Genomic DNA, 17,404 nt, shown 5'->3' with positions numbered 1-17,404 from the left:
TAGAGAATCACTACATCAAGATAGCACTTTAATAAAAAGCAGAGAAAGTGAATAGCTAGAAAAAAACTGAGCTCATGGAGCTTAGCCAGAGTGGATGATGAACAATACTTGGCGAACGTAGTGAGCGAAGTTACCTAAGTAGAGAATCACTACATCAAGATAGCACTTTAATAAAAAGCAGAGAAGTAAATAGCTAGAAAAAAACTGAGCTCATGGAGCTTAGCCAGAGTGGATGATGAACAGGAATAGCTATATCTAAGAAGCGTAGCAATCTAATTAATGAATTGCTAAAAAAATAGAAAATGCAGCAAGTGATTTTTCCAAAAGTATTTCGCTACAACAAGAAATAAAGTGAAAAAAAAGCAAAAAAATGATACTATATGAATTTGAAGTCATTAATACTAAAATCTCTGGATATTTTCCCTGAAATTTGAAAAAAAATGACCGAAATATGCTATTATTATAGAGTGAGTAAAAAAGAACGATAGAAAGAAACAAAGGGATGCAGATGAAGAAATCCTATAGAGTAAAAAAAGAGAAAGAATTTCAAACTGTCTTTCAGCATAAACAGTCTTGCGCAAATCGAAGATTTGTTGTATACGTATTGGAAAAACCGGAACAAAAACATTTTCGGGTCGGAATTTCCGTCGGGAAGAAAATCGGTAATGCCGTAGTTAGAAATGCTGTAAAGCGTAAAATCCGTACATCGATCTACCAATTGAAAGAATCAATCGATCCGATGTGCGATTTTATTATTATTGCACGACCAGGTATCGACAAGTTAACATCTGAAGAAGTTCATAGTAATATCAAGCATGTTTTAAAACTTGCAAAAATTTTGAAATAAGAGAGGAACAGTTTTGTGAAGAAGTATAAACGCTTATTATTGATGGCAGGTTTAGTAACGCTTGTTTTCGTATTATCTGCCTGTGGAACAGCTCCGATTAACGAGAGTAGTACAGGAATTTGGGATCGCTATATTGTCTATTATTTCGCTGAAGCAATTAAATTTTTATCCATTTCAGCAAATACAGGTGTTGGGATCATCCTATTTACATTAGTGATTCGGATTATCTTATTACCATTGATGCATTTCCAAACCAAAAGTATGCGCAAAACACAAGAATTACAACCTAAATTAAAAGCGCTACAAAAACAATATTCATCAAAAGATCCAGAAACACAACGTTTATTCCGTGAAGAACAACAAAAACTATATGCAGAAAATAATGTAAACCCATATGCAGGTTGTTTACCATTATTGATTCAAATGCCAATCATGATGGCGTTATATCAATCCATTTCTCGCGTTCCAGAATTGAAGCAAGGAAGTTTCATGTGGTTGAATTTAGGTCAACCCGATCCCTATCTAATTTTACCGATTCTTGCGGCAGTCTTTACATTTGCCAGCAGTTATTTAACAAGTATGAGTCAAATCGAATCAAATGCTTCATTGAAAATCATGAATTTTGTCATGCCCGTTATGATTTTTGTGATGGGGATGAGCTTAGCCAGTGGACTATCCCTTTACTGGGTGGTTTCAAATGCTTTCCAAGTAGGTCAAACTTTATTGATCAACAATCCATTCAAAATCCGCAAAGAACGAGCAGAAGCAGAGCGACAAGTAAAAGAACGCGAGCGAGCATTGAAGAAAGCAATGAATCCTAAGAAAAAAAATAAGAAAAAATAAAAGGAGGTTTTCCAGATGCCGGTTTATGAGGGAAACACAATTGAAGAAGCAACAAATAAAGGGTTGCACGCACTGAATTTGTCAAAAGAAGATGTAGAGATCAACGTGATCACAGATGCTAAAAAGGGGTTCTTGGGTTTTGGTAAAAAATTTGCTCAAGTATCAATTGAACCTACAGTCAGTGAACAAATCGCAGAAGCCATTGAAGAGACAGTTGAAGATATCATTGTGACTGATGAGGAAGTCAAAGCTGAGACAGCTTTTGAAGAATTATTAGTGCATAAGGCTGATCCCTCAGAAACAAAAGTCTTGGAAAACCTAGAAGATGAAGAAGCAATCACTGAGTTAGCTATGTATTTAACCGCGATCTCAAAAGAATTGAATGCACCAGCTTTAGTCCGTTTAGAACGTAAAGATGGATTATTGGTTTTCCATTTAGATACAGATAAACAAGGGATTTTGATTGGGAAACACGGAAAAGTTTTAAATGCGATGCAATATTTAGCACAAGTTTTTGTTCATCGTGCTGCTAAGAATAAATTGTCTGTAGTGGTAAATGTTGGTGATTATCGTGAAAAACGCCAAGCGATTTTACAGCGTTTAGCGGAAAGAACAGCAGAGAAGGTTAAACAAACAGGGCGTCCAGTTTTTCTAGAACCGATGCCAGCATTTGAAAGAAAGCAAATTCATTTTACGCTAAGCAAAGATGACCATATCAAAACGCACTCAGAAGGCGATGAACCTTATCGTTACCTAGTTGTTGAACCAGTTAAAAAATATTAATAATAAAGTTGATGACCCTTTAAAAAAGCAATTTTTTAAAGGGTCATTTTTTGTTGAAATCACGGTACAGCACTAAAAAACACATTGACAAATACTATGAAACAAAGTATATTTTAAACGAAATCATTCTTATCAACGTACAAAATACGATGATAAAGTAGTTGGAGCATTTGTGCTTCTTCCAGCCTGGTTCTTTTAGAATCAGGTTTTTTCTATATTCTATTAAAAAAAGAAAAGCTAATTAAAGCTCTTCCTTTTTTCTTAAAGAATAATCAACCAATCGTCGTTTGAGTAAATTGAACCACAGTTCCATAAGCAAATATTTCCACGACCCATTTTCCTTGGTACTCTACATATTTTTCTTCAAAGTGACAATTGATAACAGCATCTGCTTCATACTCAAATGCGATCACTTTCAGCTGGCGGTAGACACCACTAAACACATCATTTGGATTAACTTCAGGTGAAAATAAGTCTGTCTCAATTCGATCTGTTGCAAAAACAATATCCCGAACGATATACTTTTTATTCACATTTCCCGTAGATAACGTGATTCCACTTAAACGATTCTCTAATTCTTGTTCGTTTAGTTCGTCTCTTTTTGTTTGTTTCATAGTAGGAACCTCCTCGTCTTGTTACGTTTATTTTAAAGAGAATGTAAAATAAATGCAAAGTTAAAGAACAACCTTCTTAAATAAACAATGTTGCGAAAAAATAAAAAATATGCTATTCTATGTCATGAAATTAATAGGAATTGACGCAGTGAAAGTGCTAGATCCAACCTGAAAAAATAAGGGGTGGAGTGGGCGCTTTTTTTGTAGCCAAAAATGGCTTCATACATAGTAATTATTACGCAAAAAACATCTCAATCCATCAATGAAAGGAAGTTAATCATGCAACAAATAACGCTAGAGTTCGATACAATCGCCGCAATTTCAACACCGCCTGGTGAAGGAGCAATCAGCATTGTTCGTTTAAGCGGTGATGAAGCAATCAAGATTGCCGATAAAGTTTACCGATCTGGAAGTAAACAATTGTTAGAGGTTCCCACACATACAATCCATTATGGGCACATCCTTGATCCCAAAGATGATAGCTTGCTGGATGAAGTGATGGTTTCAGTGATGCGGGCACCAAAAACATTTACTAGAGAAGATGTGGTGGAAATCAACTGTCACGGTGGGATCGTCGTTGTGAACCAATTATTGCAGCTATTATTAAGAGAAGGCGCACGTTTAGCTGAACCAGGTGAATTTACAAAGAGAGCCTTCTTAAATGGTCGAATGGATTTGTCACAAGCAGAAGCTGTGATGGATTTGATTCGGGCGAAAACAGACCGAGCGATGCACGTGGCTTTGGATCAATTAGATGGAAATTTATCTTCCTTAATTCGTTCTTTAAGACAAGAAATTTTAGAAACATTAGCTCAAGTTGAGGTAAATATCGATTATCCCGAATATGATGATGTGGAAGAATTAACGACTAAATTATTACTTGAAAAAGCAGGTTTTGTTAAAGCCCAGATCGAAGGATTACTAACAACAGCTAAACAAGGAAAAATTCTGCGTGAAGGATTAAATACGGCGATCATCGGTCGTCCAAATGTTGGGAAATCAAGCTTATTAAATCATTTATTACGTGAAGAAAAAGCCATCGTAACAGATATCGCTGGCACAACGCGTGATGTGATCGAAGAATATGTCAACGTCCGTGGCGTTCCATTGAAATTGATCGATACAGCAGGTATCCGAGAAACGGAAGACATCGTAGAGCGGATCGGTGTGGAACGTAGCCGTAAAGCATTAGCTGAATCTGATTTGATTTTATTGGTCTTGAATCAAAATGAACCACTAACAGCAGAAGATCGTCAATTATTGATAGCAACAGACGGATTAAAACGAGTGATCCTACTGAATAAGATGGATTTACCTACTCAACTAAATCGAGAAGAATTAACACAACTTGTTAATAATGAAGAAATTTTACCTGTGTCAGTCTTATCTAACACAGGGATGGAACAGTTGGAATTAAAAATCGCTGATCTTTTCTTCGGTGGACAAACTGGAGAAAAAGATGCAACCTATGTATCCAATACCCGTCACATTGCTTTACTAGATCAAGCAGCGCTCGCATTAGATGAAGTGATTCGAGGAATCGAAGCTGGAATGCCTGTGGATCTCGTTCAAATGGATATGACACGTTGCTGGGACTTTTTAGGTGAAATCGTCGGTGACAGTGTTCAAGACGAACTAATCACCCAATTATTCAGTCAATTTTGTTTAGGAAAATAGAAAGGAAGAGTCGATGAATCAATTTAAAGCAGAATCGTATGATGTAATCGTAGTCGGAGCAGGGCACGCAGGCTCAGAAGCGGCCTTAGCATCCGCTCGCATGGGCAGCAAAACGCTGCTTTTAACAATCAATTTAGATATGGTGGCCTTTATGCCATGTAATCCGTCTGTGGGAGGTCCAGCTAAAGGCGTCGTGGTTCGAGAAATCGATGCCTTAGGCGGCGAAATGGGTCATAATATAGACAAAACATACATCCAAATGCGGATGCTAAACACTGGAAAAGGTCCGGCCGTTCGCGCCTTGCGCGCCCAAGCGGACAAACATGCTTACGCTACTGAAATGAAACACACGATTGAGCGTACGGACAACTTATCATTAAGACAAGGAATCGTGGAGCGCTTGCTCGTAGAAGACGGTATTTGCAAAGGCGTTATCACAACAACAGGCGCACAATACCAAAGTAAAGCGGTGATCATTACAGCTGGAACTGCACTGCGCGGAGAAATCATCATCGGTGAATTAAAATATTCTTCTGGGCCTAACAATTCTTTACCATCAATTGGTTTAGCGGATCATTTAAAAGAGCTAGGCCTTGAAATGGATCGTTTCAAGACTGGAACACCACCACGTGTGAAATCTAGTACGATCGACTATTCAGTGACAGAAGAACAACCAGGCGATGAAGAACCAAATCATTTTAGTTTCAGTACGCCAGATGATGCCTATAATTTAGATCAACGTTCTTGTTGGTTGACCTATACGAATGAAGGAACGCATGAAATCATTCAAGACAATCTACACCGCGCACCAATGTTTACCGGAATCGTAGAAGGAGTAGGCGCACGTTATTGTCCATCGATCGAAGACAAAATCGTTCGTTTTTCGGACAAACCTCGTCATCAACTATTCTTAGAACCAGAAGGCTTGAATACAGAGGAAGTCTATGTTCAAGGGCTGTCAACTTCTTTACCAGAAGATGTTCAAACGGATATACTACATTCGATTGCCGGGTTAGAAAAAGCTGAAATGATGCGTACAGGCTATGCAATTGAATATGATGTGGTCGTGCCGCATCAATTGCGTCCAACCTTAGAAACAAAAGTCATCGACGGCTTATTTACAGCAGGTCAAACCAATGGCACGAGCGGTTATGAAGAAGCAGCAGGCCAAGGATTGATTGCAGGAATCAATGCAGCACTTAAAGTACAAGGCAAAGAACCATTCGTGATGAAACGTAGTGATGGCTACATTGGTGTAATGATCGACGATCTAGTAACAAAAGGAACCAACGAACCTTATCGTTTATTAACATCAAGAGCGGAATACCGGTTGATTTTACGTCATGATAATGCAGATTTACGTTTGACAGAACAAGGTCATGCTATTGGGTTAGTGAAAGAAGACCAATATACAGCCTATCTTGAAAAGAAAAAAGCTGTTGAAGCAGAAATCACACGCTTAAGTTCAGTCAGAGTGAAACCTACAGCGGATGTACAAGCATTTTTAGAGGCAAAAGGATCTGTTCCATTGAAAGATGGAGTCTTAGCCAGCGACTTCTTAAAACGTCCGGAAATGTCGTATTACGAAGTGACACAATTTATTCCAGCAGCACAAGAAGAACTGGATAATAAAGTGATTGAACAAGTAGAAATTCAAATAAAATACGAAGGCTATATCAAAAAAGCGTTGGACAAAGTTGATAAACTAAAACGAATGGAAGCCAAACGAATTCCAGAAAATATTGATTACGAAGCAATCAACGGTTTAGCGACAGAAGCCAAACAAAAATTACAAAAAATCCAACCAGAAACAATTGCCCAAGCAAGTCGGATCAGTGGTGTCAATCCGGCCGACGTTTCGATTTTGATGGTCTATATCGAACAAGGGAAGATTGCGAAAACCACTTCTAAAAGTGAATAATAGCAAGGGTTACACGAGTTCAATATAAACCATAAAGAAATTGAATACGGTTTTGAATACGGGTTTTAAAATGCCATGTATTCGGAAAATTTTTCTGCTGTTTCATTCTGTTTAGCTTTAGTCACTTTGATATAAATATCAGTTGTGATTTTGGTTGATTTATGACCTAGCCTTTGCGAAACGTCTTTAATACTAGCGCCACTTTCAAAGAGTAGGGAAGCGTTCGTTTTTCTAAAATCATGAACCTTAATTATTTTCATGTTAGGAAAGTGACGTTTTACTCTTTCAAGTACGTTATTCGGATAAGCCTTATATAAATATTGGTTTTCTCTATAGAATACCGAATTACTGAATACCACATTATTATTGAAATTTTCATCTCTAATACCTAGAGCGAATTTTTCTTTGATGATGTGGTTTTTGTATTCCTTTAATATGCTGCAGGTTTTACTATCCATCTGAACTACTCGATTAGATGATTCTGTTTTCGTGTCTTGAATAATAGGCTTACCGCTTTTCAATTCCGCCAATGTTTTGTTAATGGCCATTAAGTTATTGTCGAAATCAATATCATTCCAGGTAAGAGCCATAGCTTCACCTTTTCGCAAACCAACAAAAGCTAATACTCTAAAAAAGGTATAAGCTCGAGTATCTCTCAATTGTTCTAAGCAAGAGAAAAATTCTTGTAGTTCTTCTTTGGTGTAATAGCTGTCTGATTCTTCCTTATTGGTCGTATTCTTTCTTTTTGGTACGATCGTTCGCTCCATTGGGTTATCATGAATAGCACCAATTAAGATGCCATATTTAAAGACCATACTTACATAGATTCGCATTTGCTTGTAAGTTGCTAGGCTATCCGCCCAATCGTTTAATAGTTTTTGACAATATAAAGGCGTGATCTTTAAGAGTTTCATTCTACCTAGCTTTTTAAGGATATGATTATCAAAATAAATCTTAATACGTTGTTCAGTAGTTGGCTTTATATCTTTTTTGTGTTGCTCAAACCAAAGGTCGTATAATGCTTTAAATGTTTCTACTTTGGTTGATTTTTCGTACAGACCGTTCTTTTCAGTTTCTACCACTAGTTTTGCTAGTGCGAGTTGCGCTTCTTTTCTAGTAGTAAAATTTCTTCGAGTTGTTCGTTTTTCTTTTCCAGTAATAGGATCAACACCGAGATAGGCTTGAAATAAATAAGCCTTAGTGCCATCTTTCTTTATATAGCTATTGATTGTTGCCAAGTTAAGTTCCTCCTAACCACTACTAGCTGGGGGCATTTGTGGGGAGGTTAAAAACTATTAGACATCTTCAGGGTAGCTTGTTTTATCCAAAACAGATTTGTAGAAGTTGTTCAAATCAATAGAATGATTTTTCTCAATTTCAAAATTAAGGTTTTGCAATAGTACAAGAATAAAATCTTTTGTATTTTTTGATAGTTCATCATTTTCTATTGTTCTTAAAGTATTTAAAATTCTGTACAAATTATTGATAGACCAAGTTTCTAATTCATCGTAATCATTGTAATTTTTTAAAAAATCTAAAGAGTAGTTCATTACATTTTCTTTCAACTCATTAGAGGAACCTTCAAAAGCTTGTTGTATTTCAAATACAGTTCCTTTTTCTGCTCGTTGTATATCAGTAGAAGTTAACTTACCTTCTAATAGATAAAACATTGAAACTTTACCAATTTCAGAGATACGCTTTAATCTGTCATTATTGGGTTTACTGACTCCTTTTTCCCATCTAGATACTAGACTTTTATCAGCTTTTGGATCAAATTTTTTTCCAAATTCTTCCATGTTTAAACCAAGTGAAATACGAATAGATTTTATTCTAGTTCCAATATCTTTATTATTATTTTTACTCATTTAATCCTCCTGTGAAAAAAAGTTGTAAAATGTTACTTGACATGATGATAACATGTGTAGTAGAATTTAGTCAACAGGGGGTGACGAAATGTTTCGTAATAATAAACTTATCGGTTATAGAGCAATGCTAAATTTTACACAAGAAGATATGGCTAAAAAATTAGGTATTTCTAGACAAGCTTATTCTGAAAAAGAGAGGGGAAAGATTCCGTTCAAAGATAGTGAAAAAAGACTTATAAAATCTTTGATTAAAGAAATGAACCCAATTGTAACTATTGATGAAATTTTTTTTAGTTAAAAAGTGACGAAATGTGACTTTTTAAAAGGCGGTGAGTAAATGAAATTAGAAGTTGATCTCTCACCAACAATCGAACAGCAATTATCAGAGGTTGCTGCGAGAGTTTGGCGAGATGTAGTAAAGCAAGAAGTAGTAAAACAACAGTTGCCTGAATATATGTCATTAGGTGAGTGTTGCGAGTATTTAAACATTAGTAGGAGCAATTTATCAGAGTTCATTAAGTTGGGCTTACAAGTTACTATAATCAATCAAACGAAACGAATTAGGAAGTCAGATGCAGATTTATTTATGGAAGAAAATAAAAATTAACTACTAGCTGGGGCAAGTATTTCAAGGAGGAAAAACAATGGATGAACTGGCAAAAGAAACGTACGTTAAAGCGATTATTGAGCTATTGGAAAGTATTGATCCGAAAAATATCAGAAGAATTTATGATTATGTTTATCGTTGGTCAAAAAGGAGCAATAAAGGAGCGTAAAAATGTTTGGAGAAAAGAAAAAAGCCTTAACTCAATCACCGACCAAAGCACGAGTTAATGGCTACCTTATAGGTTTTATTGCCTATATTCTTTTCTCTAGTATATCAAATATTGGAGGGAATTACTATGGAAGAGAAAGAAATATCTTTAACAAATGATGAATTAGCTGAGAAAGCGACTAAATTAACAGGAATTGCTACTCGGATAAAAATTATGGAACGATTAATTGAAAATATTGAGTATTCGAGAATAAAGAAAGATGATTTTGCAATTCATTATCAAATTAATTCTGGTTTGCTAGGCGATATAAAAGGTAATCTTTCAGAAATAAAAGGAGAAATTCAAGTTATTTCAAATGAAATATGCCCAGATTAGGAGGGGGAAAATGATCTATATAGGAACGGTAATGCCATCCATAATGGAGCCGCCTAAAAATATACCTATCATTGATTTTTTTGAACAATATAAGCCAAAGAAAATCATTGTCCCTGGTGATGCTGAAGAACAAAAGAAAATCAAAACTCAAGAATTAAACGGGATAATTTGCGGTGAAATGAAAGCACTCATTCGCAAAAATGAGAATTTGCTCTCTCGTGATTGTGTGTTATTAGATTTAGATGATGTCATTTTATCTGAAGGTGCGCTTGTAGAAACGATCAAACAGAAATTCAATAAATTTGACTATGTTTTATATCCTACAGTGAGCCATGGCGTGAAAGGTGTCAGATATCGATTAGTGATCCCATTAAGTGAATCAATCGAGGAACAGGAGTATAAGCTGTTAGTTCGATTCTTGTCTAACCGATTATTAGAAGGTGTTATCCACAAAGCCGACCAATCAAACACTACATGGTCACAAATACAATTACTGCCAGTCTTGACACAATTCGTCACGAAAGACCAAATAATCATTTCTAAGGGTGAAGAATTGTTTCCAGCACAAGAAGCCTTAAAAGGTGCTGAACAATGGGCAAAAGATCACAAGACAGATGATGGTGGCGTTCGTACCGTACCGTTAAACAGAAATGCGAATCAATTCAAAAAAGGCGCATCCAGATATCGGAATACCACGACTGAATTATTTGAAAGTATTGTCAATGGTTGTGAAGAAGGAAACCGAAATAATCGTATAGCGCAAATAACTGGTGGGCTGTTAGCGAGGGCTGTTGATGTGGCCGTTGTTCTTGAATTGGTAAAAGTAGCGAATCGTTACTTTACAGAACCGCTATCAGATAAAGAAGTAGAAGCCACATTCTTCTCGATAGCAAAAAAGGAGCTGGGGGCTAGTTGAGTGAAATAATTGATTTACAAAAATTACAAAAACAAAAACAGGAAGAAGCCAACGATCTACCAAAATGGATCTATTTTGATGATAAAGGAAATATGAAAGTAAATGCTTCTGAACTAGGCTACGAGATTATGAGAGAAATACCTATGATTCGCTCAAATGAGTTGTCACAGGGTGCTAGATTTGATAAAAAAACAGGCTCATGGCGTATGGATAGCTTAAGCGATTTTTTAGATGGCTATATCACAAAAAAATTAGAAAGTCATGCGAAGTGGAGCCAACAAAAATTAAGTGAAACAAAAAAATTCATCTTCATAAAAATATTTGATTCCAAAATGAAAGACAATCCGTTTAATCATAGTAAGCCGTATTTAACCAATTTTAAGAACGGCACATACAACATAAAAACTGGTGAAATGAAGCCACACGATACTAGGGACTATATTCTACAAAGTCATAACTATTCTATTGAACCAGCAACAACTAAATTACCTACGAAAACAATTGAATGGTTAAACGATTTAACAGGCGACAATGACAGCGCAAAGCATCTAATTGAAAGTATAGGCTACTGCTTTTATAGAAGCTATGAGCCATTTCAAACAATTACTATATTACAAGGTACTGGAGAGAATGGGAAATCAACTTTCTTGAATATTCTTAATAAGGTGTTGAGTTCGGACAATGTGAGTAATATGACGCTACAGGACTTAGGAAATAAACAGAATCGCTTTGCCAGTGCCAACTTATTTCAAAAAGAAGCGAATTTGTTTGCGGACGTTGATTCCGAATTTTTAAAGTCAACTGGATTACTCAAAGCGTTAACTGGTGGAGATCGATTATCTGCTGAATTTAAGGGGAAAGACCATTTTATGTTTGTAAACTTTGCTAAGTTGATATTTTCCGCAAATGAGTTACCAGCGTTCAATGATTTTACCAGGGGATTTGAAAGGCGATTATATGTTATTCCTTTTGATTGTGTCATTGATGAAGCTTTCAAGACTACACACGATTTAAAAGCGATTGAAGCAGAGATACCATTATTTGCTGTTTATTGTATGAATGTATTCCGTTTAGCTTTAGAACGTGGAGAGTTGACCGTATCGGAGAAGATGAAGCAAGCAAAGGATAAATGGCTGAAAGAATCTAATCATGTACTACGTTTCATAGAAGAAATGTGTGAAGTAGATATGGAATCTAAAGAAGGTGATTCGTCCAAGATGATCTATGAAGAATATAGAAATTTCTGTTATAGAGAAAATCTAAAAGAATTATCGCAACCAAGATTTACTAAGCAATTAGAGAAGATGGGAGTTTATAAAATGAATCCTCGTGTAGATGGTCAACGAATGAAACGATATATTCATCTGTTTTTGAAATCAAAAGATTTGTTAATTGATTAGTATACCCCACTTAGAGTTGAAAAATGCCGAACCACTCGAACCATAGAAGATAAACGTTGACATAACAGTACTTTCAACTCGAACCACATACGAACCCAACTCGAACCACCCGAACCATTTATAAAAAATCTAGTTAGCGGTTCGGGTGGTTCGGTTATGGTTCGGCTTGGTTCGGGTAAATAAAGTCTTGTAAACGTTGATATAACAATGTTTTTGGTCAGTGGTTCGACTGGTTCGGGTATTTTCAATTTAGATAGGGGTACACATATTTAGGAGGAATAAAATGAATAGGATAAGGGCAAAACCAAATCTATAAAAAACTAAAATTAGAAAAGAGGTTGAGTATGAAAAAATATTATCAAATAGAAACAAGCGGAAACAAAGCCACCATATATATTTATGGAGATATTACAGACGAAAATTATTCTGAAAGTGATGTCAGCGCTTTGAGTTTTAGAAATGAGTTATCGGAGATACCTCCAGTTAGTGAAATTGAAGTAAGGGTACAATCTTATGGCGGTAGTGTTTTTAGTGGAGTAGCTATTTACAATATGCTAAAAAATCATAAGGCTTTAGTTACTGTATACATTGATGGCGTGGCTTGCAGTATAGCAACTGTAATCGCAATGGCTGGGGATAAAATCATAATGCCTTCAAATAGTATGATGATGATTCATAACCCTATGTCTTCGCTATCATACGGTAATTCTAATGAGCTAAGAAAAATGGCTGATACCTTAGATAAAATAAGAGAAAGTTCAATTGATGCGTATCTATCAAAATCAAACGGAAAGATCACGAGAGAAAAACTCATTGAGTTATTAGATGAAGAAACGTGGCTTAGTGCAGAGGAATGTAAAAATTATGGTTTTTGTGATGAAGTAACAAACCAAGTTGAGTTAGTAGCAAAATTTAATGAGTCAACATGTATCAATAGTTTAAAAAATAATCCAATAAAATTAGAAGAAAAGAAAGAGGTAAAAAATATGATTACACTTAATAAAGATCGTTTAGAAGATTTAAAGGTACAACAAGAGGAGTTTATCAATGAGCATAAAAATTGTAAACACGAACAGTTGATGAATGACTATCCATTTTACAATTCATTGGTAGGAAGGATTGAACAGGCTGAAATCAGACAACGAGAACAGAAGAATGAAGAAGATGAACAAAAATTAAGAATGGATAATACAAAAGATAAGCAACAACATTTCTACAAAGATGGAAAAAAAGTACAAGTACTATCTCCTGAACAAAAAATTACTGTGCCTAATCAAAGTAAATATGAGCAAAAAGAGTTTTCTGATATGAGCATTGGTAAATTAGTAAAAGGAATGGCAACAGGTAAATGGGATGGAGCGGAAAAAGAACAACAAGTAGTTGCTGCTAATCGTGATGGAAGTGGGGGCGTACTGATTCCAACGCCACTATCAAATGAACTGATTAATATGGTACGTGCGCAATCAGTATTAATGACTGCTGGAGCTAGAACAGTTCCCATGACTTCATCTACTTTAGTCTTTGCTAAACAAACAGGAGATATTAAGCCACACTGGAAAAAAGAAGGCGCACCTATTAACGAAACAGATGCAGACTTTGAGCCAGTGAAGTTCGAAGCAAAAACATTGGTAGGGATGTCAGACATTACAATCGAGTTGTTAGAAGATGCATTGAACATCGATCAAGTTGTTACTCAAAGTATTGTAAATGCCCTAGCATTAGAATTAGATAGAGTGGGATTGCTGGGTGCTGGTACTGATATAGAGCCTCAAGGTATCTATAATCGTGAAGGCATTCAAAAACAAGCAGTAGGTAAAGCACTAGAAAACTATAAAGAATTTAGTAAAGCTGTTACGTCAATCTTATCAGCAAATGGAACACCGAACGGAGTGATCTATTCACCACGAACTTATGGAGAGTTAGATGCTTTGACAGATGCAAGTGGGCAACCTCTAAACGCACCTAAGAGCTATGAGAACTTAACGCATAAGCTAACAACTACACAAGTACCAAATGACTTAGGAGCTAAGAATGATGGAAGCTTTGCGGTAGTAGGTGACTTCACTAAACTATGGTATGGCGTGCGTACTGGTGTGACTATAGAAGTTACTCGTGTAGCTGGTGATGCGTTCAGCAATCTCAAGTATAAGATTCGTGCTTACTTGCGTGCAGATGTACAAACGATTCATGAACCACACTTCATTATTCTTGATGATATTAAGTAAAAATAGTGTTTAAGCATGTGGAGTTTAGGTCTATTTGTTCCTATTTTAGTAGTAAATAGCTTAGAAAGATAGTAACTATAAGGATAGATGAGTAGAGAGGTGTTCTTTTTGAAAGGGCATCTCTTTTTCCTTTTATATCAACGTTTATAATACCCCCGGTCAAATTATTTTAGGGTCAAATCCCAATCGTGGGAACCGGTGGATGGGGTCAACTCCGAAGATGCGAGGTGCTTATGTATGCCCCCCCTCCCCCTAAACCTTTATGTAATAAATATTGTTTGATATACTAAATACATAAAATAAGTAAGGAGTGTTATAAATGGAGGTATGGATTCCTGTTTTTACATCTTTAATAAGTGGAGTATTGGCTTATTTTGCAGCAACAAGTAAGAGTAAATCGGAAATTAAAACTAGTGAGATTCAGGCAGAGAACGAGATAATGAAGATAAAAGAAGAAGCTAGAATCGAGAATGAAAGATTAGCGGAACGCTATAATCAGGATCTTGAAAAGATGCAAAGAGAGACGGATGAAAAAATAAGATTGATGGTCGCTGAAAATGATTTAAAAAAAGGTGAAAAGAGTTCAGATATAACTAATGAAATTACGAAAAAAGCAATGGAGAATCCAGGGGAGTTCCTTAGTAATATGAAAGATTTGGGAGGATTAATAGATGGTTTAGCGGGATTGGAACAAACGTTGAATAAATATAAAAAGTGACAAGTATTGTCCCATCAATTATTTAGTAGAATCTTTTTGAGGTGATTTCGTGGAGTGGTTTATTGTTAATATATGGGAAAATGATTATTTGGTAAATTGGTTAACTGCAATAGGAACTATTGGTGCTGTATGGGTCTCGTTATGGTTAGCAAGAAGTAGACCAGATAACTCAAAGTTGACAGGTATGGTATTTGATTATGATATTTATACATCAAAATCTAGTATAACTAAGCAAGGCGGTAAGATAGTAGAAGAAAAGGATATATCAAACTTTGAAGGATTTATGCAGTTATATAATCCATCTGAATTTAATAGATATCTATATGATTTAAGAATATGTGCCCACTTCTTAGTTAATGGTAAAATTCATAAAATGTATTCAGATATGTATGACGTCAATTACAAAAAAATAAATCATGTGAAATTAATCCCTAAGGATGCAGTGGTTGCAGAATTGAGGATATCTTTTTTTAGATATAAAGATGAAGAAAATGAATTTAACATTGAGAAATTAGTAGTAGAGGGTAAAAATGAAAAGCAGCAAAATATGGATATTGTGATATATCAAAAAAATTAAATAATGCCCCCAGCTAACCGTTAAAATTGAATACGGTTTTGAATACGAAATACCTAAAACATACAAGAATGTATGTGAATTGATTATCTAAAAATCTTATATGAACATCTATAAATCAACATTTGTGAATATTAGGTATCTAACTTTTCGACTATATCGAACAAGGGAAAATAGCAAAGGTACAACCAGAAAAGGCTTGATTTCAAGCCTTTTTTTTGTTTCATGTGAAACATTTTGTCTCTATTCGTCGTAAAAAAGCTGGCGTACTGTCGAAATCTAATCATTTTGCATTAATTTTTTTATAACTATTTTAGGGAGACTTTTAACAGTAAAGTAAAAGTTACTCAGAACAAATATGAAGTAAGATCAAGGTGTAAAGAACATGCTAGCTATAATTTATCTGCTTTACATAGATAGCAATAACAGTCTTATTAATCAAAAAATGAAGGAGCAAAAGAAGATGAAAAGTATGGAACAAATGATCAAATGGATGTCAGATCGAAAAGGAAGAATCACTTATTCTATGGCGGCACGCTTAGGACCGAATAGCTATGATTGTTCTAGTGCTGTTTATTTCGCGTTGATCAATGGAGGGTTTTTATCAGCTGGAATGATGGGAAATACGGATACTCTTTTCTCACATCTAGAAAATGCCGGTTGGGTTCAGATTCAAGTAGATACAACAGGCAATTATCCTGCAAAAAAAGGTGATATTTTTATCTGGGGAAAACGTGGAGCATCTGGTGGTGCGGCAGGTCACACAGGTATTTTTATAGACAACAGTGACAACATTATTCACTGTAATTACGGTTACAATGGCATTACAATCAACGACCATGATACAATTTGGCGATTAAATAGTTGCCCTGAGATAACGATTTATCGCTATAATAAAGAGGCAGAGTCATCCTCACATCTAGTCACTGCAAATGCTAAACCTACTCCACAAGAGAAACAATCACGGTTAATCCCAATGTCAGGGACATTCTATCCAGACCGAAAATTAGCAGTAAGCCGAGATACCAATCCAGATGACAAAATTAGTCCAGCACTGGCGTATTATTTACCGAAAATGGCGATCAACTACGATCATTATCTGCATAGCAATGGCTATGTTTGGATCAGTTATGTCAGTCCTGGAGGTGTACGCCGCTATGTTGCAGTAGGACCAGATGATGAGCGGACCGATACAACATGGGGAACTGGCTTCTTCAATTGATAAAAAAACTGGATTTCTATAAAAAATAAAAAAGAACAGATGGCTCAATTGGTTACAGTCAATTTTAGCTCATTTTGACTATACCGATCCTACTATATTACATTTAGATTGTGCGTTAAGCTGCGTCAATATTGATGGCAAATGGACTTCCAATCAATGAATCTGTCTACATTACCGATCAGTCATTTACACAGTTGATCGAAGAGCTGAAAGCACATGACATAAAAGTGGAAATCTTAGATTATGAGGTTTCTAGAATATTCGGGGGTTCATTCCGCTGTACCACACAAGCATTATTAAGAACAACCAACGAATCAAAAAGAGTATAAAAAACCACAACTTCAGATTTTCGCCAAACAATCGTAAAAAAGAAACCAATCTTTCACCACAAAATAGTCACAATCTCCAGTTATTATTAAGTCATACCAAACAAACAACCCTAACAAAACACTTTTTCATTTTTTAACTCCTTTTCCCACTCTTCCCCGAAGAGTGGGTTATTTATTGTGAATCACTGCGACTGGCTTTGCCAGAGCAGATGATGAACAATACTTGGCGACCAAAGGGAGCGAAGTTTCCATACAAGAGAATCACCAGCAAGTTATGACTTCACGAAAGTACAGAAGAGGATAACCGGAAAAATCATAG

19 protein-coding genes and 1 pseudogene are annotated in these 17,404 nt (G+C 35.7%); 17 read left to right on the top strand and 3 right to left on the bottom strand.

Translation table 11 applies throughout. The features are described from left to right. Window positions 1-508 precede the first annotated feature (508 nt). From rnpA to jag, 3 genes are read left to right on the top strand one after another with little or no spacing between them, the layout of a single operon-like run. Window positions 509-847, top strand: a complete 339-nt coding sequence (rnpA, locus tag BCR24_RS08685) for a ribonuclease P protein component (RefSeq protein ID WP_069640159.1) — start codon at window positions 509-511, stop codon at window positions 845-847. Window positions 848-862: 15 nt separating this feature from the next. Then, entirely contained in the window at window positions 863-1,690 is an 828-nt protein-coding gene (locus BCR24_RS08680) for a YidC/Oxa1 family membrane protein insertase (RefSeq protein WP_069640158.1), read from the top strand. Window positions 1,691-1,705: 15 nt separating this feature from the next. Next, window positions 1,706-2,473: an RNA-binding cell elongation regulator Jag/EloR gene (jag, locus tag BCR24_RS08675; protein WP_069640157.1), complete on the top strand. Its 768-nt coding sequence runs from the start codon at window positions 1,706-1,708 to the stop codon at window positions 2,471-2,473. 272 nt (window positions 2,474-2,745) lie between these two features. Here the strand turns inward: jag and BCR24_RS08670 are convergent, their stop codons facing one another. Then, window positions 2,746-3,087, bottom strand: a complete 342-nt coding sequence (locus tag BCR24_RS08670; RefSeq protein WP_069640156.1) for a hypothetical protein — start codon at window positions 3,085-3,087, stop codon at window positions 2,746-2,748. A gap of 279 nt (window positions 3,088-3,366) precedes the next feature. On the opposite strand from BCR24_RS08670, the gene mnmE reads away from it, so the two are divergent. Both mnmE and mnmG read left to right on the top strand, forming a co-directional pair. Next, on the top strand, window positions 3,367-4,764 hold the full coding sequence (gene mnmE / locus BCR24_RS08665; protein WP_069640155.1) for a tRNA uridine-5-carboxymethylaminomethyl(34) synthesis GTPase MnmE: 1,398 nt from the start codon (window positions 3,367-3,369) through the stop codon (window positions 4,762-4,764). Window positions 4,765-4,777: 13 nt separating this feature from the next. Further along, the gene (gene mnmG / locus BCR24_RS08660; RefSeq protein WP_069640154.1) at window positions 4,778-6,685 is read left to right on the top strand and encodes a tRNA uridine-5-carboxymethylaminomethyl(34) synthesis enzyme MnmG; all 1,908 of its coding nucleotides are present in this window, start codon (window positions 4,778-4,780) and stop codon (window positions 6,683-6,685) included. 65 nt (window positions 6,686-6,750) lie between these two features. Here the strand turns inward: mnmG and BCR24_RS08655 are convergent, their stop codons facing one another. Together BCR24_RS08655 and BCR24_RS08650 are read right to left on the bottom strand one after the other, a co-directional pair. Next, window positions 6,751-7,923, bottom strand: coding sequence for a site-specific integrase (locus BCR24_RS08655; protein WP_069640153.1), 1,173 nt, complete (start codon window positions 7,921-7,923; stop codon window positions 6,751-6,753). A gap of 57 nt (window positions 7,924-7,980) precedes the next feature. Then, entirely contained in the window at window positions 7,981-8,550 is a 570-nt protein-coding gene (locus BCR24_RS08650; RefSeq protein ID WP_069640152.1) for a helix-turn-helix domain-containing protein, read from the bottom strand. 88 nt (window positions 8,551-8,638) lie between these two features. Between BCR24_RS08650 and BCR24_RS08645 the strand changes: the two genes are divergently transcribed. The 12 genes and pseudogenes from BCR24_RS08645 to BCR24_RS16470 form a co-directional block, all read left to right on the top strand. Then, window positions 8,639-8,848 carry a helix-turn-helix transcriptional regulator gene (locus tag BCR24_RS08645; protein WP_069640151.1) on the top strand — a complete coding sequence of 70 codons (210 nt, stop codon included), beginning with the start codon at window positions 8,639-8,641 and terminating at the stop codon, window positions 8,846-8,848. A gap of 39 nt (window positions 8,849-8,887) precedes the next feature. Next, window positions 8,888-9,157 carry a DNA-binding protein gene (locus BCR24_RS08640; protein WP_069640150.1) on the top strand — a complete coding sequence of 90 codons (270 nt, stop codon included), beginning with the start codon at window positions 8,888-8,890 and terminating at the stop codon, window positions 9,155-9,157. Between the two features lie 37 nt (window positions 9,158-9,194). Next, window positions 9,195-9,326 (top strand): hypothetical protein, encoded by a 132-nt coding sequence (locus tag BCR24_RS17285; protein WP_275579450.1) that lies wholly within the window; start codon window positions 9,195-9,197, stop codon window positions 9,324-9,326. A 2-nt stretch (window positions 9,327-9,328) separates the two neighbouring features. After that, the gene (locus BCR24_RS16855; protein ID WP_157804680.1) at window positions 9,329-9,484 is read left to right on the top strand and encodes a hypothetical protein; all 156 of its coding nucleotides are present in this window, start codon (window positions 9,329-9,331) and stop codon (window positions 9,482-9,484) included. Continuing rightward, window positions 9,453-9,701 (top strand): hypothetical protein, encoded by a 249-nt coding sequence (locus BCR24_RS08635; protein WP_069640149.1) that lies wholly within the window; start codon window positions 9,453-9,455, stop codon window positions 9,699-9,701. The genes BCR24_RS16855 and BCR24_RS08635 overlap by 32 nt, the downstream gene beginning before the upstream one ends. A gap of 10 nt (window positions 9,702-9,711) precedes the next feature. Next, window positions 9,712-10,617, top strand: coding sequence for a primase alpha helix C-terminal domain-containing protein (locus BCR24_RS08630; RefSeq protein WP_069640148.1), 906 nt, complete (start codon window positions 9,712-9,714; stop codon window positions 10,615-10,617). Beyond that, on the top strand, window positions 10,614-12,017 hold the full coding sequence (locus BCR24_RS08625; RefSeq protein WP_069640147.1) for a DNA primase family protein: 1,404 nt from the start codon (window positions 10,614-10,616) through the stop codon (window positions 12,015-12,017). The genes BCR24_RS08630 and BCR24_RS08625 overlap by 4 nt, the downstream gene beginning before the upstream one ends. A 344-nt stretch (window positions 12,018-12,361) precedes the next feature. Further along, window positions 12,362-14,242, top strand: coding sequence for a head maturation protease, ClpP-related (locus BCR24_RS08620; protein ID WP_069640146.1), 1,881 nt, complete (start codon window positions 12,362-12,364; stop codon window positions 14,240-14,242). A 319-nt stretch (window positions 14,243-14,561) separates the two neighbouring features. Continuing rightward, on the top strand, window positions 14,562-14,960 hold the full coding sequence (locus tag BCR24_RS08615; RefSeq protein ID WP_069640145.1) for a hypothetical protein: 399 nt from the start codon (window positions 14,562-14,564) through the stop codon (window positions 14,958-14,960). Between the two features lie 49 nt (window positions 14,961-15,009). Continuing rightward, window positions 15,010-15,537 carry a hypothetical protein gene (locus BCR24_RS08610; protein WP_069640144.1) on the top strand — a complete coding sequence of 176 codons (528 nt, stop codon included), beginning with the start codon at window positions 15,010-15,012 and terminating at the stop codon, window positions 15,535-15,537. Between the two features lie 460 nt (window positions 15,538-15,997). Further along, window positions 15,998-16,756, top strand: coding sequence for a peptidoglycan amidohydrolase family protein (locus BCR24_RS08605; RefSeq protein WP_069640143.1), 759 nt, complete (start codon window positions 15,998-16,000; stop codon window positions 16,754-16,756). A gap of 43 nt (window positions 16,757-16,799) precedes the next feature. After that, window positions 16,800-17,085, top strand: a pseudogene (locus BCR24_RS16470) (amidinotransferase); the annotation flags it as partial. Between the last annotated feature and the right edge of the window lie 319 nt (window positions 17,086-17,404).

Origin of the sequence: Enterococcus ureilyticus, from assembly GCF_001730315.1 — a bacterium.
Taxonomy (GTDB): domain Bacteria; phylum Bacillota; class Bacilli; order Lactobacillales; family Enterococcaceae; genus Enterococcus_L; species Enterococcus_L ureilyticus.
Note: the sequence above shows the minus strand (reverse complement) of the source record. Positions and strands in the feature narration are given on the sequence as shown.